Source organism: Priestia sp. ABM2_011, from assembly GCF_056158845.1.
The window spans coordinates 426,800-450,575 of record NZ_JBSWUB010000001.1 but is presented as its reverse complement, the minus strand read 5'-3'; the positions used below and the strand labels follow the sequence as shown (position 1 = coordinate 450,575).

Below are 23,776 nucleotides of genomic sequence, written 5' to 3'. Positions count from 1 at the left end.
CACTCTTACAATAAAAAAGGGGAATGTAGAATGAACGTTCAAACGATTACGAAAGAACAAGCTTGGGAAGTCCGACATATCGTCATGTGGCCTCATAAAGATTTCAGTTATGTTCAGCTGAAAGAGGATCCATCAGGCATGCACTATGGACTGTTTGAAAAAGGAGAGTTAAAATCAGTTGTTTCCTTATTTATAACAGGTGATGAAGCTCAATTCCGGAAATTTGCTACGCTCAAAGAAGAACAAGGAAAAGGGTACGGCAGTCATTTGCTAAAAGAGGTTTTGTTCAAACTCAAGAATCTTGGGATACGAAGGGTCTGGTGTAACGCACGAGAAAATAAAGTATCTTTTTATCAGGCATTCAAAATGAAAGAAACCACGCGTGTATTCACCAAATCTTCTACACGCTATGTAGTTATGGAACTATTTTTTTAAACAGCTAAAAAAGCAGCGTGCGGAAGCACGCTGCTTTTATTTTACTGCTCTTATTTAAGAAAGACTGTAACCTTTAGTTTGGTTCAATCAATCCATATCGGCCATCTTTTCTTCGGTACACAACGTTTGTAATGTTTGTCTCAGCATTTGTAAATACAAAGAAACTATGTCCTAACATATTCATTTGTAAAATAGCCTCTTCGCTATCCATTGGTTTTAAATTAAATCGTTTTGTACGAACTAGCTCTAATTCATCCTCTTCAGTTGCAACAGCTACGTTCGCTTCACTTTCTAATGCTGCAAATAGATACTTCTCAGCACCTTTTTCACGCATTTTTCGATTCACTTTTGTTTTATGTTTACGAATTTGACGCTCTAATTTATCTAGGACAAGATCGACAGCTGCGTATAAATCACTGTGGGTCTCTTCAGCTCTCAATACGAGATCATTCATTGGGATTGTGACTTCTATTTTTTGATCGTTATTGTAGACTTTTAAGTTTACATTTACGTCAGCAGTTGGTGTCTCGTCGAAATAACGCTCTAACTTACCAAGCTTTTTCTCTACGTATTCCCTAATTGCTGGAGTCACCTCAATGTTTTCACCGCGAATGTTATACATCATGTTCGAACTCCTCCTTTAATCCATTGCTATACCTCTACAATTCTACAATACCCGACACAATCCCTTCCTAAACTATTAAAATTTTTAGAAAATTTAGTGAAAATTTTTGGAACCTGAGAAAAGTTTATGAAAAAACCAAAAAAATAGACCTTCTTCATAAGAAGAAGGGTTGTATTTTTTACGCAAAATTAATTTTTTTTATCGTAAAACATCCCATCAAACGATTTCATTTCGTAAGGGTTTACATAGCTGTTATTATGCTTTTTTTTCACTTTTAGCAAACGGAGATCTTCCATGATTCGATGCCGGATGAAGATCAGATTTTGATCAATCGTCTTATTCATTTCGACAATTTTCTTACCCATCCATTCATGATCTCTACTTTTTGGCGGCAGCTTCTCCATGAGGTCACGTCTTTTTAATAGAAGATACTCTAATTTCTGAATGTCCTCTTCTCGATTTTTGTCAGAAAATATTTGAGTAAGTCGGTAAATCTCGTCAGTTATCTGATACAGTTCGTTTATCATATTTATGCTTGGCCGCCGCTTCCATGGACTTGCTGGCGGTGAAGCTGCACAACTTGCTTCCACGTATCGCGGAACTCTGTTACATATTGTTCGGCTTCATCCAAGCTCTCTATGTCATTTTTTGTGTTCGCTTCAATTAAACACTGGTTGATATAGTCATACATAGTCATCATAGACTTAGCAACTTGCACGTTTGTATCAAGGGTAATCATTAATTCTTGAATAATATTTTGTGCTTTTAACAAATTCGTATTTTTTAGCTCAATATTTTTTTCCTGTATGCCTGTTCGTGCAAGTTTGATAAATTTCAAACACCCGTTATACAGCATAAGCGTTAACTCTCCTGGAGAGGCAGTCTGAACAGCTCCCTGCTGATACGCTTGATATGGATTATTTGCTGCCATAAACGTTCACTCCTTCTTAACTAAAATATTGCGATAACTGCGCGCTTTGAGCATTTGCATTTTGAATGGCTTTCTCCATTGCTGTAAACTGACGATAATACCGGTCCTCTACTTGTGTGAGCCTGCTTTCAAAACTAGTAATTTGGCTGTTTACGCTTTTTAAATTCCGCCCAAGCAAAAATTGTTCACTTGTCCATGTTGAACGGCCAGCGCGCTGCTCAACTTTGGATACGGTTTGAGTAATCGTATCTCGTAAACGTCGTACAATCCCTTTTTCACTTGTTGTACTTCCACTTTTCATAAATAAATCCATAACAGACTGCGGGTCTTTTTCAATTGCTTCTTTTAATTTAGTCCCGTCACCTTCAATCACTAGCTTGCCTCGATCACTATAGTTTGCGCTAGTTGAAATACCGATGTCCGTTAGCTGTGAAAATGCTCCGCTCACTCCTGATACAGAGGCATACCAGTTAGAACGCATTTGATTCAGCCCGCTTGATAAAATTGTGTCTCCTTTTAACAAACCGCTTTTTGCTTTATCGTCCCACTGCTCAGCTTGTTTGTCCGTTAGCTTTTCTCTTTCTTGATCCGTCAAAGGCTGATAGTTTCGGTCTCTTTCTTCGGTAATCTTTCCATTAATTTTCTCAATCAGCTCATTATATTTAGTCACAAAATCTTTGATTGTATCAAATACTTTTTGCGTATCATTGCTTACGTTAACGCGCACATCTCCTGTGAAATTATTTTGAAGGGTATAGGTAACGCCTCCCGTTGTAAATGTATTAGACTTACGAGTTGTTTCTAGACCGTTTAGCGTAAATTTTGCGTCTGTTCCTTTCGCATTACCGGCAAGCTGTAGAAACCCCGTTGTCAAAAATGCTCCTGAAAAAACCATATTGGATCCATCTGGACTGTCAACAGAAGATAAATTCCCCGTATCTTTACGAGTCATGACAACTTTATTCGTTCCTTCATCAAAAAAAGCTGAAATGCCTACTTTTGAATTACTGATTTGTGTGAGAAGGGTGTTTAATGAGGTGGAACCATCAAATTCAAATGGCGTACTTCCCCCATCTTGAATATTTCCTGTTGCTTTGCCTGTACTATCATAAGTTGTCATAGAAAAGTTCAGCACATTTTGCTGATACGAGAACGCTTCAATTGTACTGCCGCTTGTTAATGTGGTACCAAACGTCATTTCACCTGTGTCTTCGTTAATAAATACTTCATTAGAATTTATAGTTCCCGCCGCTGTTCCTATTCTTACGGTATACGCTTTACTTGTACCATCCGTGGTAACGGATATAGAGTTTAAAGTGCCTGTGTTCTGATTTACAGCAGAAACAGCACCTTTAGCTAATTTCACTGTACTAGTATCCGCACTTAATGTTATGGCGGCTTGTTCCACTGTTTTCTCAGTCCAAACACTTGAATCCATCGACCCGCGTTGAGACCACAAGCTTTTCGTCGGATCCATACTAGAATCAATACTGGTGCTAATAGTCTGAGCAGCAGTCGCCATTGTCACGTTTGAAAGGGTATAAGACGCATTTCCTGCTGAGGAAGTAGCTGCTGCTTTTACTTTTGTTTCATCTGCTGAAGATACCGTTTTGGACGAATAAGAAGACTGCAAGGTCATATTAAAAGCAAGATTATTAAAGTCTGATAACAGCAAATTCATAGAGCGATAATCGTCGCGCTGCCACTCTAACGTTTGCTTTTGTTTTTTCATCTTATCAATAGGCATTCGTTCAGCCTTCATTAAATCACTGACGATTTGATCAATATCCATCCCACTTGCTAATCCACTTACTCTTACCACTTACCATCACCACCGTTTTTTTATTCATCTATCCATCAACTGCTAGCCATAAAATATAAGTATATTTTTTCGAATCTCCCTATTCGTTCATAGGTTCACCACTTCTCTATTTTGTATCGGTAAAACGAACATTTTTTTCATAGGTCAAAGGGTGCAAGATAGAAAAAGCTCACTTATTTTTTTACAATAAGTGAGCTTTTTATTATTGGCCAAACAAGTTCAGTTTCTGGGATAAATTCCTTTGAATATCCTTAGGAATAAGGTATGGTGCTAGATTTATAATATCTCGTAACGAATCAATGGTTACAGAGGCAGATAAATTTATATATTCATCCGTTGTATCTGCTTGCTCAAACGAAATGGAATCTGGCAAATTATTGAGCAGAGTAATTTCATTCATTTCTTTATCGACCGTGACATCAGAAGACTCGTTAATATTTAAGCGATCCCATACAAGAGACCTCGGAATCGGCATTCTTCCTAAATGCACACTATTCACCTTCAAAACAAGCTTTCCATTCTCGGCATTTGGTGTTACATCAACTACAAACTGTGATTCCATAAAAGATACTACATGTTTATTAATATAAAATTTTATATGTTCCGGAAGCAACTCCGCTTCTGCTCCCTCAACCGTTTCATCATTTTCATAAAGGTAGCTGCGCAAATAATCGTTAACATCGCTCTCGCTCAATCGGTAGCCTAAAATAGGGGAGCCTCCGTTCAGTTCTAGCGACGTCGCACGAGCGGACTTTTCTTGTGCTAGTGAAGATAATGAAGCAGTCTGATCAAGCTTTTCAACATTTCTAACTGGACTAACGAAAAAATACAACCCAAATAAAAGGATAATAAATAGAAAAATAACAGCTATAAATTTTCTCAAACACACGCACCCTTTCAAACATTCTTCTTGGAACATAATACCGATTTATCTTTTATCATACAAGATAAATAAGATGTATGTCGAAAACTTGTATAAAATGTACGTATATACTCGACATCCCAAATGGCGAATAAGTCTATAGTGAATAAAACGAGTCTTGTTCGACTTAAAATGCGTCGATTTTAGTAACTTAAAGTCGATTTTTATAGGAATTTGATAATTGGCACACTTCTTGCTTATTATAAAGGTAAGGGGAGGAATTTCTATTTATATTTTCAGAATTTACTTTATTTTCTAATAGTCTTTCGATAATTTTAAAGGAGTGAATACGATGGGAAACAAAACAGAATCACACGGAAAGTTAAAGCAACGTCACGTTTCCATGATTTCCATTGCAGGTATTATCGGGGCCGGCTTGTTTGTAGGAAGCGGATCCGTTATTAACGCAACAGGCCCAGCAGCAGTAGTTTCATATGCAGCAGCCGGACTGTTAGTCGTTCTATTAATGCGTATGCTCGGTGAAATGGCTATGGTAAATCCAGATAAAGGTTCATTCGCGACATATGCTCAGCAAGGAATTGGCCCGTGGGCAGGTTATGCTGTTGGATGGCTTTACTGGTTTTTCTGGCTAATTGTAATTGCAATCGAAGCCACTGCAGGAGGAGCAATTGTTCATGAATGGCTCCCTTCCGTACCAATTTGGCTTTTAAGCTTAATCTTAACCTTTGCATTAACCTTAACAAACTTATTCTCTGTCAAATCATTTGGAGAATTTGAATATTGGTTTGCAATGATTAAAATTGTGGCAATCGTTGCTTTTATGGGAATCGGTTTAGCTATTATTTTCGGATTAATCCCAGGTACATCTTCACCTGGTTTAGCTAATTTAACGGGGCACGGAGGCTTTATGCCAAAAGGTACGAACTCTATCTTTTTAGGAGTTATTACCGTTATTTTCTCTTATTTTGGAGCTGAAATTGCGGCTATTGCAGCTAGTGAATCAGAAAATCCAGCAAAAGCTATTACAACTGCTATTCGCAGTGTCGTATGGCGAATTTTAATTTTCTATATTGGTTCAGTTGCTATTTTAGTAACTCTTTTACCTTGGAACTCAGCTGATTTACTAAAAAGTCCGTACGTAACAATGTTAGAAATGGTCAACATTCCAGCAGCTGCACAAATTATGAATTTAGTCGTATTAGTATCCGTTTTGTCTTGCTTAAACTCTGCTTTATATACGAACTCGCGAATGATTTTATCATTAGCTCAAAAAGGACAAGCTCCTCGTGCTTTAGCAAAGGTAAGCAAATCAGGCGTGCCGGCAAGAGCTGTATGGATTAGCACAGCTGCCGCATATGTATGTGCTATCTTTAGCTTCGTTTCGCCGGATAAACTCTTTTTATTCTTAGTTAATGCATCAGGAGCCATTGCTCTTATTGTGTACTTAGCTATCGCTATTTCGCATTTACGCCTGCGTAAGAAAATGATTCAAGCCAACCAGCCAATTAAAGGAATGAAAATGTGGTTGTTCCCGTATTTAACATACGTAACAATTGCTGTTATTACCGTGATCTTCTTATCAATGGCATTTATTGATTCGATGCGCTCACAGTTTTTCTTAACTCTTGGATTAACCGCTGTTGTTCTTCTTTCATACTCATTCATCAAAAAAACAAATAACAAGCGACCTGACGATCAATTTTCCGAGTCAGAAAATATTGCAAAATAAAAAAAGCCGCATCTGCGGCTTTTTTTATTTTGTTTTTGATTATTTCTCAACCGATATGTCACGATGAAGGTTTCGAAGCGGCTGAGGAGGGCAAATACGTCGCGTTGCGTAAGAAACAATAAAAATAGTTAACAACCCGCCTACCATCGCAAATGTACGAAATGGAAACATGACCACCCCGTCTTCTATCATCGGATACGGAAGCAGCGCTTTTAAATGAAGCAGCGGTTCCCCTCCACCGATTCGAAGAACAAGAGACACAATGAATCCAGCCAAATATCCGTACCAGTTTGCTCCTTTAAAGAACAAAGCGCAAACCAATTGTGGAAAAAGAATACAATACACTAGGTCCCCTGATAAATACCATAAGGAGTAGACACTCTCAGAGTTTAAAGCAATTAAAGTTGCTCCAGTTCCAATGATAATGATAGAACGTTTAATAACTTTATCTAACTGCGTCTGTGTCGCATTTGGTTTTACAATCGGACGATACACGTTCCAAGCTGCCATTCCCGAAGCTGAAAGTAACGAAGCCGCTACTGCAGCCATGACGGCAGCAGCTAGTCCTCCAAGCGCAATCGCTCCTACTAAATCAGGCGTTAGATATTTAAATACGTATGTTAAAATCATAGACGCGCTCTCAGGGCTTGACGCTCCAAATGAAGACCAGTCCGCACTGTAACCAATCATTCCTATTAAAGTTGGAGGCAAGGCCGCTAGAGCGCAAAAAATGCCGGCTGTAATAGATAGCCACATTGCTGCTTTTTCATTTTTAGCAGATAACACGCGCTGAAAATAAATCTGCCATGGAATACCACCAAAAATAAGTAAAAATGTGCTATCCCACCATTGCCAATATGTATTTCCCCATTTTGGATCTTCCCAGCCTTTTAATGGAGGAAATAAATGAAGAGAACCAGTCATACCTTCTGAATAAGTAGAAAAAACGGCTCCCACCCCTCCCGTATTCGAAAATGCAAAAGGAAGCACCAGAAATAATCCTAAAAACATAATAGAAAGCTGTAAGATATCGGTATGTGCTACTGCCCACAAGCCGCCAATCACGGTGTATGCAATGGCAATAAGTGCGGAAAGAATGATGGAAATTGAAAAACTGAGGCCTAAAATCACACCGAATGTTGTTCCTAAAGCAGTTAAGATAGCTGCGCTCCAAAACAGCTCTCCTAATATAGCTGGAAAATAAAGAACCGTAGCCATTTTCTTACCGAAACGAGATTCTAGAGGATCGAGCATTGTCATAAACTCAAACCTTCTCATCTTTCTAGCAAAAAAGATACCGCCTAAAATTAAGCTGATTGAATAACACCATGGCGCTTGCGTCCAAGTCAGTCCTGAGGAATAAACAGTTTCGGCCGTTCCAGCAATATACCCTCCACCTACCCAAGTAGCGGTCATTGTGAACATTGAAATCCATAGCGGCATAGATCTTCCCGCAACAAGCATATCATCTGATTTTCCTTTTTTACTTGCAGCAGCTCGAGCACCAATAAAGTAAATAACACCATACATAATGAACATTAAAATGAGGCCTGGCCAATAGAGATCTGGATTATAGAGAGAATAGATAAATGCGACAACCATAAAGATGAAAAATCCTATAATAGTTGTCCATAAGGGGGTTAGTAGACGGTTGTTTCTGTTTGATTTCCCTGAAAAGTCAGAAGTCTCATTCGACTTTTCAGGCCTGGCTTGTTGTGTGTCTGAACGAAATGGCTTTTTAGCATTTTGCATCGTCTCACATCCTTTAAATTGATAAAGAAATCTAAAGACATAACTGTCCTCTATTCCTTTTTCCTACCAGCATACAATTAAACCTAAAAATAGATTTTTTTAGAATAAACTATAAATAGTTGGATTATAAATACCAATACGAAGGGGAGAAATTACGTTTATATAATTATATTAAAATAATTTAAATTGACTTATTTTATTATTCAGCTAAAAATTCATAATTATTTTCATCTTCTCTCTAAACTCCTTTCTTAATTTCCACATTCAAAATCCTTTGTTTCTCAAGGTTTGTATGCAAGCAGATATCGTACTATGGTTAATATATCTGAATGTTTAGGATATTGTCAAAAAAGTTTAAGGGTTTTCATATAAAAAAAGAATAATATTCTCATAGCTCATACATAAAAAAACCTTTTGTATCAAGGGACATAGCAATCAGTATTTTTTAATTGCTTTTTGTTAAATTTTTTCTTAATATCCGAATAATCAGCTCTTAATAGAGAAGAAAATCAATTTAAATTCAGAACATTTAAAGTTTTTGAATTTGACTAAATTAAATGGCCGATGCTATAATTCAAATTGTTAAGAACGTTAAATATAAATTTAACAAATTCTATTATTTGGAGGTCGATGCTATTGGAACAAACACTTATGCTTGAGAAAATGCACATAAACGGCCAATGGGTTGAAGCACGCAGCGGCGAGAAAAGAGAAATTGTAAACCCCTTTAATCAAGAGGTTATCGCTGTCGTTACAGAAGGAAATCGTGCTGATGCCATAGAAGCCATTGAATCAGCTAGAAAAGCTTTTGATGCAGGTGAATGGTCTAAATTTACAGCGGCCGAAAGAGGTTCTTTGTTATTTAAAGTAGCGGAAGAAATTCGCAATGATCGCGAGGAACTAGCAAAGCTTGAAACCTTAAATACCGGAAAAACCCTCGTTGAAAGCCTAGCAGACATGGATGGAATTGCTGATGTCTTTCAATACTATGCTGGATTAGCAGATAAAGATGGCGGACAGATGATTGAGTCACCTAATCCTGATTCTGTTAGCCGCGTTGTCCGTGAGCCTGTAGGCGTGTGCAGCCAAATTACTCCTTGGAATTACCCGTTATTGCAAGCCTCTTGGAAATTGGCTCCCGCACTTGCTGCTGGGAACACAATTGTTATTAAACCAAGCGAAATCACCCCTTTAACAACTATTCATATGATGAAAATTTTTGAAAGAGTTGGCTTTCCAGCAGGCGTCATTAACATTGTACTCGGTCCAGGTGCGACCGTTGGACAAGAAATGGCAGAGAGTCACTTAGTAGATTTAGTTTCCTTTACAGGTGGCGGAGTATCTGGACGTAAAGTCATGCAGGCTGCCGCAGGCAACTTTAAAAAAATTGCTCTTGAACTCGGAGGGAAAAATCCGAATATCGTCTTTGCTGACGCTGACTTTGACACTGCGGTTGACTATGCATTAAATGCGGTCTTCTTTCATGCTGGTCAAGTTTGTTCAGCTGGTGCGAGATTACTCGTTCAAGATGATATTCACGATAAATTTGTTTCAGCAGTTATTGAACAAGCCAAAAAAATTAAGCTAGGGGACGGCATGGACGAAGCCACTCAAATGGGACCCGTTATCTCAAAAGAACATCTAGCTAAAGTGGAACATTATATTGAGCTAGGGAAACAAGAAGGTGCTTCTCTTGTTTTAGGAGGCAAGCGTCCAACTCAGGATTCTTTACAAAAAGGCTTATTTATCGAACCAACTATTTTTACAAACTGTCATGGAGACATGAAAGTTGTCCAAGAAGAGTCATTTGGTCCGATTATGACAATTGAGCGCTTCAGTACTGAAGAAGAAGGAGTCGCACTTGCTAACGATACGATCTATGGATTAGCTGGAGCTGTTTGGACAAGTGATATGAACCGAGCTGAACGTGTAGTGAAAGCACTCCGTATGGGAACAACTTGGATTAACGATTATCATCCCTACTTCCCGCAGGCTCCTTGGGGAGGTTATAAGCAATCTGGGATTGGAAGAGAGCTTAGCCATATCGGTCTAGAAGAGTATACGGAAATTAAACATATTTATACCAATACAAATCCACAGCCAATGCGCTGGTTTCAATAAAAATTAAGGGGGAATTTAAAGATGTTTATGCGATTTGAAAGAATGGAACGTTTAAAAAGTTTTGAGATGCCAACGGTTGTAAAACATGGAATTGGTGCTGTAAAACATACTGGAGAGGAAGTAAAAAACCTAGGTGTGTCTAAAGTTTTATTAGTAACAGATCCTGGTGTAAAAAAAGTAGGTTTAGCAGATCCCGTAATCGCTAGTTTAAAAGAAGCGGACGTAGACGTTATTCTATTTGACCAAGTAGAAGCCAACCCTTCTATTCACGTAGTAGCAGACGGCACAAAAATGTACAAGGAAAATGGATGCAACGGACTAGTAGCTGTTGGAGGCGGAAGTTCAATGGATACGGCAAAAGCTATTGGTGTAGAAGTAGCTCATAATGCTCCCGTCTTAGATTATGAAGCAGCTGAAGGAAAAAAACCTTTAACAAAACGTATCCCTCCTTTAACAACAATCCCTACAACTGCGGGTACAGGAAGCGAAGTCACACAATGGGCCGTCATTACGGATCCTGTTCGTGAGTTTAAGTTTAATACAGGTGGACCTTTAATTGCTGCTCACTTAACAATTATTGATCCAGAACTGCACGTATCTATGCCTTCACATATTACGGCCGGTACAGGAATTGACGCATTAGCTCATGCAATTGAGTGTTATACATGCCACTTTGCGCAACCAATGACAGACTCTGTTGCTTTATTGGCTATTGAGTACGTTGGAAAATACTTACGACGTGCAGTTGCAAATGGACAGGATATCGAAGCACGCTATGGAATGGCGCATGCAGCTATGCTTGCTGGCCTTTCATATGGAAGTGAATCTGCAGGAGCAGCTCACGCGATGGCTCAAACATTAGGAGGCATTTATCCAATTGCCCATGGCCCTTGCGTAGCAGCAATGCTAGGTCCTGTAATGGAGTATAACTGGATGGGTGAGCCTGAGAAATTTGCGCGCATAGCTCAAGCTCTAGGGGTTAATACACATGAACTAACACTTGAAGAAGCAGCTCAAGCAGCTGTTCGTGAAGTATATCAATTAGTTAAAGATGTACAAATCCCTTCTTTAGAAGAACAAGGTGTTCCAAAAGAAGCGGTTTCTCGCTTAGCGCAAGAAGCATTTAATGATCCTCAAACAGTTGGGAATCCTCGTGATTTAACTGTAAAAAGTTACGAATGGATTTATAACCGCTGTTTTGAAGCTACACCATTAACCGTATAAAAATGATAAAAGGCTGTTGATTTTTCAACAGCCTTTTTTATGTTACTCTTTCGCTAATTCTTCATTTAAAATATCGATGATTCTTCGGTCGTCAAAAACTTTCACTACTTTTTTCAAGAAATGATAATAATGTTTGGACTCTATAATCTGCGCTAAATTACGCTTTGCTTTTACTGCAATATCCTCAGGTACATCTTCATCATTTAAAAGAATCTGCAGCTTGTTTTCCGCTTCTTCGATTGCCTCTAAATTAACTGAAATTTCTCTTTGCCACTTCTTACAGAAAAATGAAAAAAAGGACTTAGAAAAATCTTTTTCTGCTTCATATAAGTCTTTTCGAACACCTTTTTTCCACACTTTGTGGACCATGTCAATATTTTGAAGTGAACGAATAGATGTACTCATCGTTGGTTTACTCATACCCAATTCTTCACTCATTTGATCTAATGTAACAGGTTCATCCATAAAATAAAGCATGCCATACAGCCTTCCTACTGAAGGTGTAACACCATATAAATCCATCGTATCAGCTAAAGCACTGACAACCACATCTTCGGCTTCTTTTAATAAATCATGATACTCTTGAACATCACTCATTTACTCTTCTCCTCTTTTGTTAAATTTATTTGAATTATACTTAATAAATTTAATGATACACGATAAAAAGGAAAAAAACAGAAATTCAGTTCAATTTTTTGATAAAAAAGAAGCCTTCTCTTAAAGAGAAAGGCTTAAGACATAGTGGGGAATACTATATGTTTATCTTTCCCGATTTAGATATTATTTATACGGTATATTTTTAATTATTTTCAATCTGATTGTTTTATTTCTTTTTCGGTAATTGTTTCAGCATATCAATAGCATGTAATGTAATTTGAGAAGCACTTTTATTTTCATTACGTATTTCTTCATAAATCTCTTGTCTATGAATATCTACAGACTTTGGAGCTTGAATTCCTAACTTTACTTGATCACCATTAACTGCAAGGACGGTCACTTCAATTTCATCACCTATTTTGATTGTTTCATATAACTTTCGTGTTAAAACAAGCATGGACTCACTCCTTATCTATTCCTCTTACTCAAATAACCTGTGCTTCGTTTCGTAAGCTGTATTCATTAAAATCACTTGCTTAGCAAGCTGTTGCTTTGTATTAATAATAACAGGAGCCTGCAAATTAGCCGTTATCTTTTCCACAGAATCTGACATCGTAAGCAATACGTAAACAGCTGCATCTTCCGCTTGTTGTAATTGAAGCTTTTCGATTTCCTGAGGTTCTAGTTGAAAATCATAATCTAAAAAAAACTGAAATGGATCCGTGATAATAAAAGCTAATTCTTTGGTTTGAGTAGACTGCAGAACTTGGAAAGCTTCGGCTTCCGGAAGTGGTAAAATAACAAATTCAGTTTCTTCCAAAAAACCTGGAATCCCTTGATTAAATGTCAGTGTTTGCTGATTATCTATTTCTATATCTCCATGATAGCTTGTGGAAATTTTCATCTCATCACACCTTTGCTAATTAATTTTTTCTTGTTATCTTTTTTCATTATAAAAAAGCTCCTTCTGTGTAGAAGGAGCTTTTTAACGCAAGAAATCTAGCAGCGTAGGCTGAATAATTTGAGCCCCTACTCCCAAAGCAGCACGATGCACGCTTTCTTGTACGGTTAAATCCGTAATGACTTTTTCAATATCTGCATCTTCATTATTTGAAAGCATCTTAGTAGCCGTAATTTCCTGTGAATCAAGGCGGTTTTCGATCAGCTCAAGCCGATTGCTCCTTGCTCCCAATTCAGATCGCTCCGCTAATAGCGTAGACAGCTGCGTGTCTACCTGTGTAGAAAGATCTTTTAGTGAGTTTACATCGTTTTGTTCAAAAGCTGTTTGAACATTGTTCATTAAGTCGAATGCACCTTGTCCAAAGATGTTTTCAGGATGAATATTGACTCTCAGCTGGATACCTTTTGATACCTCAACCGAAAAAGGATCCAGATTAATATTCGATTCTATCATACCGCTTGCATTCTCACTAATCGGCGGTGCTCCCACATTTACACCGTTAAAGATATAGTTTCCTGCCACCTGCGTATTGCCGACTTGCATATAATCCAGCTTTAACTGTTCAATTTCACGTGCAATCGCTTGTCGGTCATCACTTTCATTCGTACCGTTTAATCCTTGCACGACCAGCTCTTTAGTGCGCTGAAGAATGGAATTGACTTGTTCAAGTCCTGATTCTGAACTATCAAACCAAGACTGAGCTTCTGTTAAATTACGTTTATATTGATTTACTTCAGAAAGATTAGACCGATACGCCATTCCTTTCGTAGCGACTACCGGGTCATCAGAAGGACGAGTAATTTTCTTTCCCGTTGATAATTGGTTTTGAAGGGTTTCCAGCTTATTATAGCTATTGCTAATCTGTTTTAACGAATTAGCCGCTAACATTCCTTGTGTGACACGCATCTTTACCTTCCTCCAGTTCCAAGACCGTTTACAATTTTATCAAGCATTTCATCAATCATAGTCACCATACGGGCACTAGCGTTATATGCATGCTGAAACTGAATCATATTGGTCATCTCTTCATCCAATGAAACTGCACTGGTAGACTGGCGCCTTTGCTCCACAGCTCCTTGGAGAGTTTCTGAATTACTTTTTAAGCGGTTGGCTTGTTGGGCATCTACTGACATTTGGCCAATGACAGATTGATAAAATCCATCTAATGAAACAGCTCCGTTTCCGGAATCAATAAGCACCTTTTGACGAAATTGAGACAACAGCTGAGCATTTTGTCCATCTCCTTTGCGGCCAGTTCCATCATCTTCAGAAGAGGCCGAAGAAGCAGCAGCGATATTGTTTGTGTTTTGTTTGATTTTATCAGCAATAACAATTCCAGTTGCAGCTCCTTCTTTTTGAGAAATCTCATTAAAAAAGGACACACCATTCTCACCATCTAGCGTGACACCTTGTTCGTGCTTATCATTAAACCAGTTCACAAATTCATATGCCATTTCATCTAAATCATCAATCATTGAAGCGTAAACACCAGTTCTATTACCACTATTATCTATATATCCAGAAGCCTCAATTAACCCTTTAAGTTTTCCTTGAGGAAATGACTCAGGGTTCCGTATCTCATCCCCTATATGAATGCCCGTCACATAGGAATCTTGATTTGTTGTCAAACTGATGGCATTTATTTGATGAGTTTTCCCATCTAAAAGAGTAATAGGTCCTTGAGACGTTTGAAGCTGAACCGTTACCACTCCTTCTGACGTTGTAGAAGCGTTCCCGCTGCTTTTTGTATACTCTAAAGAAACCGGCATAAATTTAGAAATCTCATCTAGCAGCCGATCTCTTTCATCATACAAATCATTAGGTAAATAGCCATTTGGTTCTACGTTTTGTATTTGTTGGTTCACATTATTTATTTGCTCTAGCAACGAATTTACTTGTGTTACGGCTACGTCACGCTCGTTTTGTAAATCACCTTGAATCGTTTTTAAAGAAGTAGATAAATAAGAGAAAGTATCGCCTACTGCTTCAGCTCGTTCAATCATAACAGACCTGGCTCCTGCTTCTGAAGGGTGTGAAGCTACATCTTGAATGGCCTCAAAGAATTGATTAAAAACAGCTGAAAGTCCATCTTCAGTAGGTTCATTCATAATTTCCTCCATTTTTTCAAGAGCACCAGCGCGTGCATCCCAATACCCCACTTTAATGGTTTCATCTCGATACTGGGTATCTAAAAATGTATCACGTATTCGCTCTACCGTGCTGGCTTCTACTCCCATTCCTATTTGACCCGCAGTCCCAGTCTGATTCATCCCTGGGGCCGGATAAGCTGGGAACGTTTCTAAACTTACTCGCTGACGCGTATAGCCCGGCGTATTTGCATTAGATACGTTATGGCCAATCGTGTAAAGAGCCGCTTGTTGGGCATCCATTCCTCGTTTAGCCACCTGCAAACCATGAAATGTTGAACTCATTCTGCTTTCCTCCGTTCTTTATGCCTTCGAATTAAAAATAGAGTTGGACTGAAACGATCTATTATTTGTTTTTGTGTAATTGAACGAATCCTCTCGCTTCGATGGAACAAGAAGGTCTAGTTCGGTATGAATCAGCTGTAAAGACTGTGTGAGCAGCTGATTGTTTAAGTCATTTGCATACTTTATATCTTGAATGATATCTATTAGCTGTTTTTGAAAGGGTATCAAGATGGAGTATTCAGAGAATGAGCCTGCTATTTCTTCAATGGAGCGAGCAGTATGTCCGCCTTTTTCCATTGCTTCTATACGTTTTGTTTCCAGTGCAGAAATAGCAGCTATATGAGATTGCTCTTTTTGCAAAGAAGCCGTCAATGCCTTTACATCTTGTTTAATAATAAAATTCGTTTTCTCTTTAACAATGACATACAAACTTTTATGAAGCGTTACTTGTTTTTCTAGTATCGTTTGAATTTCTTGCACGTTCAATCAATGTCAGTCCTTTTATTTTTTATAGAAATCTACAATACTTTTAGCAATTTCTTTTCCGTTAATTTCGTATGTTCCGCTGTTAATTTGCTGTTTGAGCTTCTCCAATTTTTCAAGTCTTTCTGGAGATGGTTCATTTCCCTGAAGTTTCTTCGCCTCAGATGAAATATGAATCTGATCTTGTGGATTTTTTTTAGAGACCTGTTCTGTTTTTTCTGATTGTTTTTTGTACGGATTTATTCCAAATAAGTTCGATGGGTTAATCTTCATCTCTCTCACCTCTTTTTATATTTGTATCCGTTATCTCTATTCATTATATCGGAATTTCCACCTAAACCTTTAGCATCCGCAAGGAAGTTGAGACCATTTTCACAGTCCACCTTAAACATAGGTCTATAGATAGAGAGTCTGCAAACATTCAGCACACTTTTACTCTTTTTTCCTTTCGTTAGAACGATAGGTGGGACGCGTGGGCTCTTCATTTGAACGAATCATCTCACGATTATGCTTTTCTAACCCATGTTTAATTTCTTGAGAGCATGAATGGCAAAGTTTCCCTTCCCGAATCTGAGCGTTGCATTGCATGCATGGATAGCTTATATTTGGAAAGTTAGCTAACACTAAGCGACCTTGTCGAATAAATTGATGAATTAACAAATCTGAAACGCCCGTTTCTTTCATCACTTCGTAAGTCGTTGCTGTACGATTTGCTCTTTTCTTCAAGAATGAAGAAACACGTTGAAACAGAGCTTCTTCTTTGTCAAAACATGATTTACATATATTTATTGATCCAATTTTCACAAATAAATGACCGCATTCCCTGCAATTATCTAACGTTCCCATATTCGAAACTCCTCATTTGTTTTTTATTTTACTATCGGTCAAAGTTTTAAATTATACATCTTCATGCACGAATTAAAGTGAGCGAACGAACTGAACGTGCCCCAGCTTCCTGCAAACACTTTGCCGCTTGGCGCACGGTTGCTCCTGTTGTATAAATGTCATCAATCAAGAGAAATTCTTGATTCGTAACCATTGAGGAGTCGACTACTTTAAATTCCAGCCTTTCTGTCAGCCGACTTCGCCTATTTTTCTTTGATTGCTTTGTTCCTGAACAACGAACAAGAGGCATTTCTATGTTGTCACTGATCAGTTCAGCTAGTGCTAAAGATTGGTTAAACCCTCTTTCGTATAATCTCTCCTCCGTTAAAGGTACAGGAACTAGTATAGCTTTTGGATTACATTCTTTTTTATAGAACTTATACCACTGCTCCTTGAATGCTTGGATAATTTCATAGTCTCCTTGAAATTTAAAACGCTCTATTATGCTTTGCATAAAATCACTGTACGTATAAAGAGAACGGTTAAAAAAAGAAGCATCATTCCATTTCTGACAGTCCTTACATGTGTCTAGCTCATAATGAGAAGGAGCCAGGTCTGCAAGAGAGCGGCCGCATCCCCTGCAAACGCTACTGGTGATGATGGGACATCTTTGCACGCAAACAGTGCAAATCCTATCCGTTGAAGAAGATTTTAACAATGACCTCCAATCGAAAGAAGAGACAAGAGGTTCAAAACAAATCAGACATATTGTCATCGATCAATCAGCCCTTCCTTATAAGCTAGAGCATTCATATGTTCAATATGTCCTTTTGCTTTTCGCATAGACAGAGATTGTCCATAATGAAAAAAGACCACGTCTCCCGTTGGAAATTGAGCACTCCTCCCCACCCTTCCTGAAATCTGCACAAGAGCACTTTCAGTAAAAATCGTTTCTTCTGCTCCCAATACTGCAACATCTATGTTGGGAACCGTTACGCCTCGCTCCAATATGGTTGTCGTTACTAAAATAACGAGCCGCCCTTCTCTAAATTTCATTACTTTTTCTTTTCGCTGGGAATCTTCAGCATGGACACCGTCTACCTTTTCGGTCAGCTTTCGAATCATGTCTGTGATCGGAGCAATCCACTTAATTTGCGGGACGAAGACAAAGCATTGTTTCCCTTCATCTATTCTTTTTTTTACCCATTTCTCAACATTAGCAGGCAAGGTATCTGTTTTTATTTTTTTCTTCCAATTGCCACACCATTCAAACCGAGGAACAGGAATAAGCATTCGGTGATAGCGGGCTGGAATTTTAACTACTTGTTTTTTTCCTTGCTCAACGTCTTTTTTTAATGATTCACTTGGAGTCGCTGTTAAATAAATCTTTGACGCAACGTGTTTAGCTGCTTTTGCAACAGCATAGTGCAGCATAGGATCTGTTGAATACGGGAATGCATCTACTTCGTCAATAATCAGCACATCGAATGCTTGATAATAATGCAAAAGTTGATGAGTGGTGGAAATAATAAGAGAGGATTCATGAAAACGGTCTTCGCTGCCTCCATACATAGCCAGCACAGATATATCCGGAAATGCCGATTGAATTCTTGGCTTTAACTCAATAACCACGTCTGTTCTTGGAGTAGCAATACAGACTTTCTTTCCGCTGTTCAACGCGGATTCAATACCTTTAAATAAAATTTCCGTTTTTCCTGCTCCGCAAACAGCCCAAATTAACAGCTCTCCATCCTTTTTTATAGCTTGAATGAGTTCATTTGAAGCACGTTCTTGAGCTTTAGACAGCGTGCCTTTCCAATTCATCACGCTGCTTTTTGGCAGAACATTACTTGCTGGCCCTTCCCAGTTTATAAAGGGTGTGCATTCACTTACTTTGCCCATTACAATACATGCTCGGCAATAGTAGCAGTTCTGGTGACATCTACTGCATGGAAATGAAGCGAAATAAAAAGGGCTATCACTTCCACACCGGTTGCATCTATATCGATTTTCTTTTTGGGTGATTGCTTTTTGATAGGAAATATATCCGTTTAGGTAATGTTCATGAATGAGGGGTAAAGGATAGGGAGTCTGATTGAGTAGCAGCTGCTTTCCGCTTAAAGAGCGCTGAAGATCTAAAGAGTAAGGGTATGAAGGATTTAAAGGTGGAGTTCTCCACATATCGATTTGAGAGAGAGGAAAAGCATCATGACTAGGCACTTGAACGGGATCTAGCAGTTCTTGTTTAACAGTAAAAAGCATCTCTTCATTCCTTTCCATTTTTATCGTACACATCTATATACGCAAAAAAAGGTGTTTTTTCCTGCAAAAAAACCAAATCAAATGATTTGGTTTTCGATTACTTTTTATACCAGCCTATACCGATGGCGCCTTCACCTAAATGCGTGCCAATGACAGCCCCAAAATAAGAAAGGCTCCATTCAATATGAGGATATTCTTGTTCTAAGTCTCGTTGAATTTCTTTTGCTTCATTTTCACGATTAGAATGAATAACTACAGCTTTCATAGGTACGTTTTCTTTTGCATCTTCATCAAGAAGCTCGGTAATTCGTTTTAATGCTCGCTTACGCGTACGAATTTTTTCAAACGGAACGATTTTTTTAGATTCAAAATGGAGCACGGGCTTTACTTGAAGAAGACTGCCAATAATAGCCTGAGCAGCATTTAGGCGACCTCCGCGCTGTAAGTGAGATAAATCATCTACCATAAAATACGCACGCATTGATAGTTTCATCTCTTCGAAACGCGCAATGATTTCGTCAGGATGTTTATTTAATTGGACCATCTCGGCTCCTTCAATCGCATAAAAGCCCTGAACCATACAGCTGATTTCTGAATCAAATACGTGCACATCAAAGTCTTCTACCATGCTACCTGCCGTCAAAGCACCCTGATACGTTCCGCTAATTCCACTAGATAACATAATAACGATAGCAGCATCGAACTGATCTCGTTTTAACTGTTCAAACAACTCTACAAATTCTCCAATAGCAGGCTGAGAAGTGGTTGGAAGATTTTTTGCTTCTTTAATTTTTTCAAAATATTGATTTGCAGTCATATCTACTTCTTCACGATATGTTTCTTCACCAAAAATAACGCTTAGCGGTACCATATGTATATGATAGTTTGATCGAATTTCCTCTGATATATAGGCGGTACTATCTGTAATAATTGCTGTTTTCATAAGATAGGGATCCATCCTTTGTTATATAAAATAATTTCACTCTATTCTACAACATTTAGGATTAAAATGCATGTAACGAGAGGTTTACCTATTAGTAAAAGCTCCTTCACGTATACATATTAATTAACAAACCTTGAATTTCCCCTACCTGCTTGAGTAAATTTAAACTGTCTTTTTCTTTTTGAAGGATATCATTTGTCAAGTCAACTAGTTTCGTATCCACTTCTTTCACTAGCTTATATACTTTAGTGGTTCCTCTGTGGTTAAATCCTCTTTCTTCATGCAGTTCAAAACCATTTTTAACGACTTCGTTCATAAACTGCTTCACAAGCGCCTTGTATTTCCGCAAAGAATCAATAGTTTGACTTTTTACTAACTGCTTTCCCTGTTCTTCAATTTTATTTATCACTTGAGTTAAATGTTCATAGGTCAGTTCTTTTTGTTTCTTTACCATTACTCCTGTAAATGAAGCCGAACTACTTACTTCTTTTTCTCTAATGAGATTCACGGAAGAAGAAAGACCGTTAATTCGCTGTAACTCCACTATGTATCTCTCCTTTATCTGTTAGTATACACTTCATTCAGTTTAGACTTTTAGATGTGCTTGCTTGATTAGCTGAAAAGTTTCGAGAGGCATCTGATGCGTGGATATGATGATTATCCTTTAGCTAAGAGTAATACGTATGTGCTGTTCATAAGAAGACAGCTTGTTTTTGCGGGGCGAAGAGGTAACTTTAGGCGTCTCTTTTAACACTTCATTCCAAGCGTTAGAAAGCTTCTTCATCATTTGTTGAACTTCACATAAAATAAACGTATCTTTTTTTAAATGAGCCATAATTAATCTCTCAGACATATAGTTGTAAAGGGTATCTAACTGCTCTGCAATAATATCTGCTTGATATGTTAAGCCAATTCCTAGACGATATAAAATATCGTTGCACTGTTTAATTTTTTCATTCGCTGTAAAATAATCGCTGTGTTGAATTGCTCTAACAGCTTCATCAATATTTTGAATAAATTTTTCATACATCATAGCTGTTAGCTCTTGAGGAGATTTATGATAGATTAATTCTTCCGTTATAAAATTCAGCTTCATCACCTTCTTGCCTTCTTTAAATCCATTTTCTATGTGTTGCGCTATAACTCTTAAATTTTTAAAGTATACCAGTTGAGGTTTGAATAAATTCTTTTACGACCTCATATGTATCTGAATGTATTGAAGACCTTCCTTTACAAGAGCTTGCATCAAATGGATGGACATTGTTTTGAGGTATGGATGCTTTTGTCGAAAGTTGAAGGACGAGTAAATGCACAGAGGTATCACCCTTCGCCTTCCTAGAAGATATCTTCTTCCCTTAACTTATCGGTTGGTTTCCTCTCTCATTACACATGACTTTTTACCCACAATTTCAAAAAAAGTTATAAAAAGAAAAAAAAAGTCCGATATACCTAGCGGTATATCGGACTTTTGAACTTATCTTACTTCTACCCAACCGTTTTTGATTGCCACAACAACAGCTTGCGTGCGATCATTTACATTCATTTTTTGCAAAATATTACTCACATGGTTTTTAACGGTTTTTTCACTAATATATAATGCTTCTCCGATTCCTCGGTTACTTTTACCATCAGCCAACAATTGTAGCACTTCGCACTCACGACGTGTTAACAAATGCAGTGGACGGCGAATCTCAATTGGTTCGTGCGGATAAGAAGACGACTGTCCTTGAGCTGCTAGTCGACGGTACTCTTTTACTAAACTATGTGTTACTTTAGGGTGTAAATATGAACCACCTTCTGCAACTACTTTCACCGCTTCAATTAACGCATCCGCATCCATTTCTTTTAGCAGATAGCCTCGTGCCCCTGTTTGCAAGGCATGAGTTACATACGTCTCATCATCATGAATAGATAAGATAATAACTTTAGCATCCGGATTTACTTCTACAAGCTTTTTCGTAGCTTCTACACCATTCACAGCCGGCATGTTAATATCCATGATTACAACATCAGGTTGATGTTCTTCTACAAGGTCAATAACTTCGCTACCGTCGTCACCTTCTGCAACTACTTCAAAATCTTTTTCGAAATCTAAAATTCTTTTTACTCCTTCACGGAATAATTGGTGATCGTCGATTATGATAATTCTTGTCTGCATGTTTGATTCCTCCCCAAATCGAACAACAAATGTTTTACTCTATATTGACCCCTATTTATATACATATCTCTGCCTTTTTAAGCGGCTATAATCGGTACTTTAATCATAACAAGCGTGCCTTGGTTAATTTTCGAATGAACAGAAATAGTCCCATCTAACAAATCAACACGCTCTTTCATTCCTATTAAGCCGAACGAATTCTCTTTTTTCTCTTCTTGATTAAAACCACAGCCGTCATCTTTGACCAGCAAAATAGCGTGTTCATTGTTGAACTCTATCTTCACCTGGATTTCCGTCGCGTCTGCATGTTTTAATGCGTTCGTTACAGCTTCTTGCACTAGACGAAACAGTGCTACTTCTAATTTTGAAGCAGTTCGCTTCTCTTGTCCAATGGAAATAAACGTAATCCGAGGCTTGCCTTCGTTATAATCTTCGATTGTATCAAGATATTTACGCAGCGTCGGAATTAGACCTAAGTCGTCAAGTGCCATCGGTCTTAAATCATATATAATTCGACGTACTTCGTATAGGGCAGAACGAACCATTTTTCGTAAATCTCGAATTTCCTCCATTGCTTCTTTTGCACTACGTTCCCGGTAAATTCGGTCAATTAATTCTGATCTCATCATAACATTTGCAAGCATTTGAGCTGGGCCGTCATGAATCTCTCTTGACAAACGTTTCCGTTCCTCTTCCTGAGCTTCAATAATCCGAAAGCCAAAATACTCTTTTTGAATAGCATCTTCTACTATTTCCCCTACTTGTTTTAAGTCACTTGTTAAATAATTTAACACAACGGAAATTTGACCTACTAAGTGATCTGCACGTTTAATCGTTTCTTCCAATGTAAGCAAGCGTCTTTCTAGTTCATCTCGACGATTACGCAGCTGATATTCGCTTTGCTGATTCATCAGCAGCTTGGTTTGTAATTCGTGTGCTTTTTCATAAGCGTCTTTTACTTCAGGCTCTGAATAAATTTGAAAATGTCGGCTCACATCAGACAAACGCTTTCGAGCCAACCTTGCCTGAGTTTCTAATTTATCACCTTGCTCTATCGTCTCAAGAACTTTTCCTTTTAATACTTCTAACTCTTCTTTAATTTGCTGATATTCTTGTCTGGCATCTTCAGAAAGGCGATAGACTTCATTTTTACTATCTCCCACTGTGCCAATAATCTTCTCAAAAATTTCATCAAGTGCCTTGCTTGTTAATTTATGTTTCGACATTTACTCACCCCAAACTATACTCACATTCGGAGAAATGTCTATACGTTCATGCTATATATAGTATTCGTATGACCTATCTGAATTGTGAGGATAAGATCCATATTTTCTCCCTATCTGACTTTTTATATCCAAAAAGTAACGGTTGTTTTAGTACCCTCAAACTCGACATCAATCGACGCTTGACTCGCGTTATTTGAATAGATTACCATTTACGCTCACTCTTCAACAGTGACTAACTGCCTGTTTAAATCATTTCATTATTTAGCTATACAAGCCTGCACACTATTTTATTATAACGTATATTCTGTATGGCTTGTTTAAGTGATGTTGAATTTGATTAATTGATGTCTTTTCATAAACATTTTAT

General features: G+C 38.0%; 25 protein-coding genes. 4 read left to right on the top strand and 21 right to left on the bottom strand.

The window, feature by feature from the left end; translation table 11 throughout:
- Positions 1 to 30: 30 nt before the first annotated feature.
- A complete protein-coding gene (locus ACXAE4_RS02405) occupies positions 31 to 435 on the top strand; it encodes a GNAT family N-acetyltransferase (protein WP_028412025.1) in 405 nt (134 codons plus the stop codon).
- 73 nt (positions 436 to 508) lie between these two features.
- Here ACXAE4_RS02405 and hpf read toward each other — a convergent pair whose 3' ends face one another.
- From hpf to ACXAE4_RS02380, 5 genes are all read right to left on the bottom strand, one after another.
- Positions 509 to 1,060 carry a ribosome hibernation-promoting factor, HPF/YfiA family gene (hpf, locus tag ACXAE4_RS02400; protein ID WP_013059750.1) on the bottom strand — a complete coding sequence of 184 codons (552 nt, stop codon included), beginning with the start codon at positions 1,058 to 1,060 and terminating at the stop codon, positions 509 to 511.
- Between the two features lie 188 nt (positions 1,061 to 1,248).
- Positions 1,249 to 1,587 (bottom strand): flagellar protein FliT, encoded by a 339-nt coding sequence (gene fliT, locus ACXAE4_RS02395; RefSeq protein ID WP_028412024.1) that lies wholly within the window; start codon positions 1,585 to 1,587, stop codon positions 1,249 to 1,251.
- A gap of 2 nt (positions 1,588 to 1,589) precedes the next feature.
- Entirely contained in the window at positions 1,590 to 1,991 is a 402-nt protein-coding gene (fliS, locus tag ACXAE4_RS02390) for a flagellar export chaperone FliS (RefSeq protein ID WP_028412023.1), read from the bottom strand.
- A 16-nt stretch (positions 1,992 to 2,007) separates the two neighbouring features.
- Entirely contained in the window at positions 2,008 to 3,813 is a 1,806-nt protein-coding gene (gene fliD, locus ACXAE4_RS02385) for a flagellar filament capping protein FliD (RefSeq protein WP_028412022.1), read from the bottom strand.
- Between the two features lie 202 nt (positions 3,814 to 4,015).
- Positions 4,016 to 4,702 carry a YpmS family protein gene (locus ACXAE4_RS02380; RefSeq protein WP_224980629.1) on the bottom strand — a complete coding sequence of 229 codons (687 nt, stop codon included), beginning with the start codon at positions 4,700 to 4,702 and terminating at the stop codon, positions 4,016 to 4,018.
- 325 nt (positions 4,703 to 5,027) lie between these two features.
- Here ACXAE4_RS02380 and ACXAE4_RS02375 point away from each other — a divergent pair, with 325 nt between their 5' ends.
- Positions 5,028 to 6,425 carry an amino acid permease gene (locus ACXAE4_RS02375; protein ID WP_028412020.1) on the top strand — a complete coding sequence of 466 codons (1,398 nt, stop codon included), beginning with the start codon at positions 5,028 to 5,030 and terminating at the stop codon, positions 6,423 to 6,425.
- Positions 6,426 to 6,464: 39 nt separating this feature from the next.
- On the opposite strand, the gene ACXAE4_RS02370 is transcribed toward ACXAE4_RS02375, so the two are convergent.
- Positions 6,465 to 8,177, bottom strand: a complete 1,713-nt coding sequence (locus tag ACXAE4_RS02370; protein WP_475235384.1) for a high affinity choline transporter 1 — start codon at positions 8,175 to 8,177, stop codon at positions 6,465 to 6,467.
- 630 nt (positions 8,178 to 8,807) lie between these two features.
- Between ACXAE4_RS02370 and betB the strand changes: the two genes are divergently transcribed.
- The gene (gene betB / locus ACXAE4_RS02365) at positions 8,808 to 10,298 is read left to right on the top strand and encodes a betaine-aldehyde dehydrogenase (RefSeq protein ID WP_475235382.1); all 1,491 of its coding nucleotides are present in this window, start codon (positions 8,808 to 8,810) and stop codon (positions 10,296 to 10,298) included.
- A gap of 21 nt (positions 10,299 to 10,319) precedes the next feature.
- The gene (locus ACXAE4_RS02360) at positions 10,320 to 11,522 is read left to right on the top strand and encodes an iron-containing alcohol dehydrogenase (protein ID WP_016765895.1); all 1,203 of its coding nucleotides are present in this window, start codon (positions 10,320 to 10,322) and stop codon (positions 11,520 to 11,522) included.
- Positions 11,523 to 11,564: 42 nt separating this feature from the next.
- Here the strand turns inward: ACXAE4_RS02360 and cudC are convergent, their stop codons facing one another.
- From cudC to ACXAE4_RS02285, 15 genes are all read right to left on the bottom strand, one after another.
- Positions 11,565 to 12,119 (bottom strand): choline uptake/conversion transcriptional regulator CudC, encoded by a 555-nt coding sequence (gene cudC / locus ACXAE4_RS02355; RefSeq protein WP_475235380.1) that lies wholly within the window; start codon positions 12,117 to 12,119, stop codon positions 11,565 to 11,567.
- Positions 12,120 to 12,345: 226 nt separating this feature from the next.
- Positions 12,346 to 12,576 carry a carbon storage regulator CsrA gene (csrA, locus tag ACXAE4_RS02350; RefSeq protein ID WP_028412017.1) on the bottom strand — a complete coding sequence of 77 codons (231 nt, stop codon included), beginning with the start codon at positions 12,574 to 12,576 and terminating at the stop codon, positions 12,346 to 12,348.
- A 24-nt stretch (positions 12,577 to 12,600) separates the two neighbouring features.
- A complete protein-coding gene (gene fliW, locus ACXAE4_RS02345; protein ID WP_028412016.1) occupies positions 12,601 to 13,023 on the bottom strand; it encodes a flagellar assembly protein FliW in 423 nt (140 codons plus the stop codon).
- Positions 13,024 to 13,104: 81 nt separating this feature from the next.
- Complete coding sequence (gene flgL / locus ACXAE4_RS02340; RefSeq protein WP_028412015.1) at positions 13,105 to 13,986, bottom strand: flagellar hook-associated protein FlgL; 882 nt, start codon at positions 13,984 to 13,986, stop codon at positions 13,105 to 13,107.
- A gap of 2 nt (positions 13,987 to 13,988) precedes the next feature.
- Positions 13,989 to 15,512: a flagellar hook-associated protein FlgK gene (gene flgK / locus ACXAE4_RS02335; protein WP_154990614.1), complete on the bottom strand. Its 1,524-nt coding sequence runs from the start codon at positions 15,510 to 15,512 to the stop codon at positions 13,989 to 13,991.
- Between the two features lie 18 nt (positions 15,513 to 15,530).
- Positions 15,531 to 15,992, bottom strand: a complete 462-nt coding sequence (locus ACXAE4_RS02330; protein WP_235918781.1) for a flagellar protein FlgN — start codon at positions 15,990 to 15,992, stop codon at positions 15,531 to 15,533.
- A 21-nt stretch (positions 15,993 to 16,013) separates the two neighbouring features.
- Entirely contained in the window at positions 16,014 to 16,268 is a 255-nt protein-coding gene (gene flgM / locus ACXAE4_RS02325) for a flagellar biosynthesis anti-sigma factor FlgM (protein ID WP_014457790.1), read from the bottom strand.
- Positions 16,269 to 16,427: 159 nt separating this feature from the next.
- Positions 16,428 to 16,841, bottom strand: a complete 414-nt coding sequence (locus ACXAE4_RS02320; protein WP_048021753.1) for a TIGR03826 family flagellar region protein — start codon at positions 16,839 to 16,841, stop codon at positions 16,428 to 16,430.
- Between the two features lie 61 nt (positions 16,842 to 16,902).
- Positions 16,903 to 17,496 (bottom strand): ComF family protein, encoded by a 594-nt coding sequence (locus ACXAE4_RS02315; protein WP_224980623.1) that lies wholly within the window; start codon positions 17,494 to 17,496, stop codon positions 16,903 to 16,905.
- A 95-nt stretch (positions 17,497 to 17,591) separates the two neighbouring features.
- On the bottom strand, positions 17,592 to 19,082 hold the full coding sequence (locus ACXAE4_RS02310; protein WP_289578581.1) for an ATP-dependent helicase ComFA: 1,491 nt from the start codon (positions 19,080 to 19,082) through the stop codon (positions 17,592 to 17,594).
- Between the two features lie 97 nt (positions 19,083 to 19,179).
- On the bottom strand, positions 19,180 to 20,025 hold the full coding sequence (locus ACXAE4_RS02305) for a DegV family protein (protein ID WP_475235377.1): 846 nt from the start codon (positions 20,023 to 20,025) through the stop codon (positions 19,180 to 19,182).
- Positions 20,026 to 20,131: 106 nt separating this feature from the next.
- Positions 20,132 to 20,569: a YaaR family protein gene (locus ACXAE4_RS02300; RefSeq protein WP_154990619.1), complete on the bottom strand. Its 438-nt coding sequence runs from the start codon at positions 20,567 to 20,569 to the stop codon at positions 20,132 to 20,134.
- A 120-nt stretch (positions 20,570 to 20,689) separates the two neighbouring features.
- Positions 20,690 to 21,121: a flagellar export chaperone FliS gene (gene fliS / locus ACXAE4_RS02295; protein WP_154990656.1), complete on the bottom strand. Its 432-nt coding sequence runs from the start codon at positions 21,119 to 21,121 to the stop codon at positions 20,690 to 20,692.
- A 378-nt stretch (positions 21,122 to 21,499) separates the two neighbouring features.
- On the bottom strand, positions 21,500 to 22,183 hold the full coding sequence (locus ACXAE4_RS02290) for a response regulator (RefSeq protein ID WP_013059772.1): 684 nt from the start codon (positions 22,181 to 22,183) through the stop codon (positions 21,500 to 21,502).
- A 77-nt stretch (positions 22,184 to 22,260) separates the two neighbouring features.
- Entirely contained in the window at positions 22,261 to 23,409 is a 1,149-nt protein-coding gene (locus ACXAE4_RS02285; RefSeq protein ID WP_013059773.1) for a sensor histidine kinase, read from the bottom strand.
- Positions 23,410 to 23,776: the final 367 nt, after the last annotated feature.

Excerpts from the sequence above, each read along its gene's own strand:
- flgK (WP_154990614.1), bottom strand. The coding sequence starts at position 15,512 with ATGAGTTCAACATTTCATGGTTTGCAGGTGGCTAAACGAGGAATGGAT.
- ACXAE4_RS02310 (WP_289578581.1), bottom strand. The coding sequence starts at position 19,082 with ATGCTTTTTACTGTTAAACAAGAACTGCTAGATCCCGTTCAAGTGCCT.
- ACXAE4_RS02320 (WP_048021753.1), bottom strand. The coding sequence starts at position 16,841 with ATGGGAACGTTAGATAATTGCAGGGAATGCGGTCATTTATTTGTGAAA.
- csrA (WP_028412017.1), bottom strand. The coding sequence starts at position 12,576 with ATGCTTGTTTTAACACGAAAGTTATATGAAACAATCAAAATAGGTGAT.
- fliS (WP_028412023.1), bottom strand. The coding sequence starts at position 1,991 with ATGGCAGCAAATAATCCATATCAAGCGTATCAGCAGGGAGCTGTTCAG.
- flgL (WP_028412015.1), bottom strand. The coding sequence starts at position 13,986 with ATGCGTGTCACACAAGGAATGTTAGCGGCTAATTCGTTAAAACAGATT.
- ACXAE4_RS02370 (WP_475235384.1), bottom strand. The coding sequence starts at position 8,177 with ATGCAAAATGCTAAAAAGCCATTTCGTTCAGACACACAACAAGCCAGG.
- ACXAE4_RS02285 (WP_013059773.1), bottom strand. The coding sequence starts at position 23,409 with ATGTCGAAACATAAATTAACAAGCAAGGCACTTGATGAAATTTTTGAG.
- ACXAE4_RS02305 (WP_475235377.1), bottom strand. The coding sequence starts at position 20,025 with ATGAAAACAGCAATTATTACAGATAGTACCGCCTATATATCAGAGGAA.
- fliW (WP_028412016.1), bottom strand. The coding sequence starts at position 13,023 with ATGAAAATTTCCACAAGCTATCATGGAGATATAGAAATAGATAATCAG.
- hpf (WP_013059750.1), bottom strand. The coding sequence starts at position 1,060 with ATGATGTATAACATTCGCGGTGAAAACATTGAGGTGACTCCAGCAATT.
- ACXAE4_RS02405 (WP_028412025.1), top strand. The coding sequence starts at position 31 with ATGAACGTTCAAACGATTACGAAAGAACAAGCTTGGGAAGTCCGACAT.
- ACXAE4_RS02290 (WP_013059772.1), bottom strand. The coding sequence starts at position 22,183 with ATGCAGACAAGAATTATCATAATCGACGATCACCAATTATTCCGTGAA.
- ACXAE4_RS02375 (WP_028412020.1), top strand. The coding sequence starts at position 5,028 with ATGGGAAACAAAACAGAATCACACGGAAAGTTAAAGCAACGTCACGTT.
- betB (WP_475235382.1), top strand. The coding sequence starts at position 8,808 with ATGCTATTGGAACAAACACTTATGCTTGAGAAAATGCACATAAACGGC.
- cudC (WP_475235380.1), bottom strand. The coding sequence starts at position 12,119 with ATGAGTGATGTTCAAGAGTATCATGATTTATTAAAAGAAGCCGAAGAT.
- fliT (WP_028412024.1), bottom strand. The coding sequence starts at position 1,587 with ATGATAAACGAACTGTATCAGATAACTGACGAGATTTACCGACTTACT.
- ACXAE4_RS02360 (WP_016765895.1), top strand. The coding sequence starts at position 10,320 with ATGTTTATGCGATTTGAAAGAATGGAACGTTTAAAAAGTTTTGAGATG.
- flgM (WP_014457790.1), bottom strand. The coding sequence starts at position 16,268 with ATGAAGATTAACCCATCGAACTTATTTGGAATAAATCCGTACAAAAAA.
- fliS (WP_154990656.1), bottom strand. The coding sequence starts at position 21,121 with ATGAAGCTGAATTTTATAACGGAAGAATTAATCTATCATAAATCTCCT.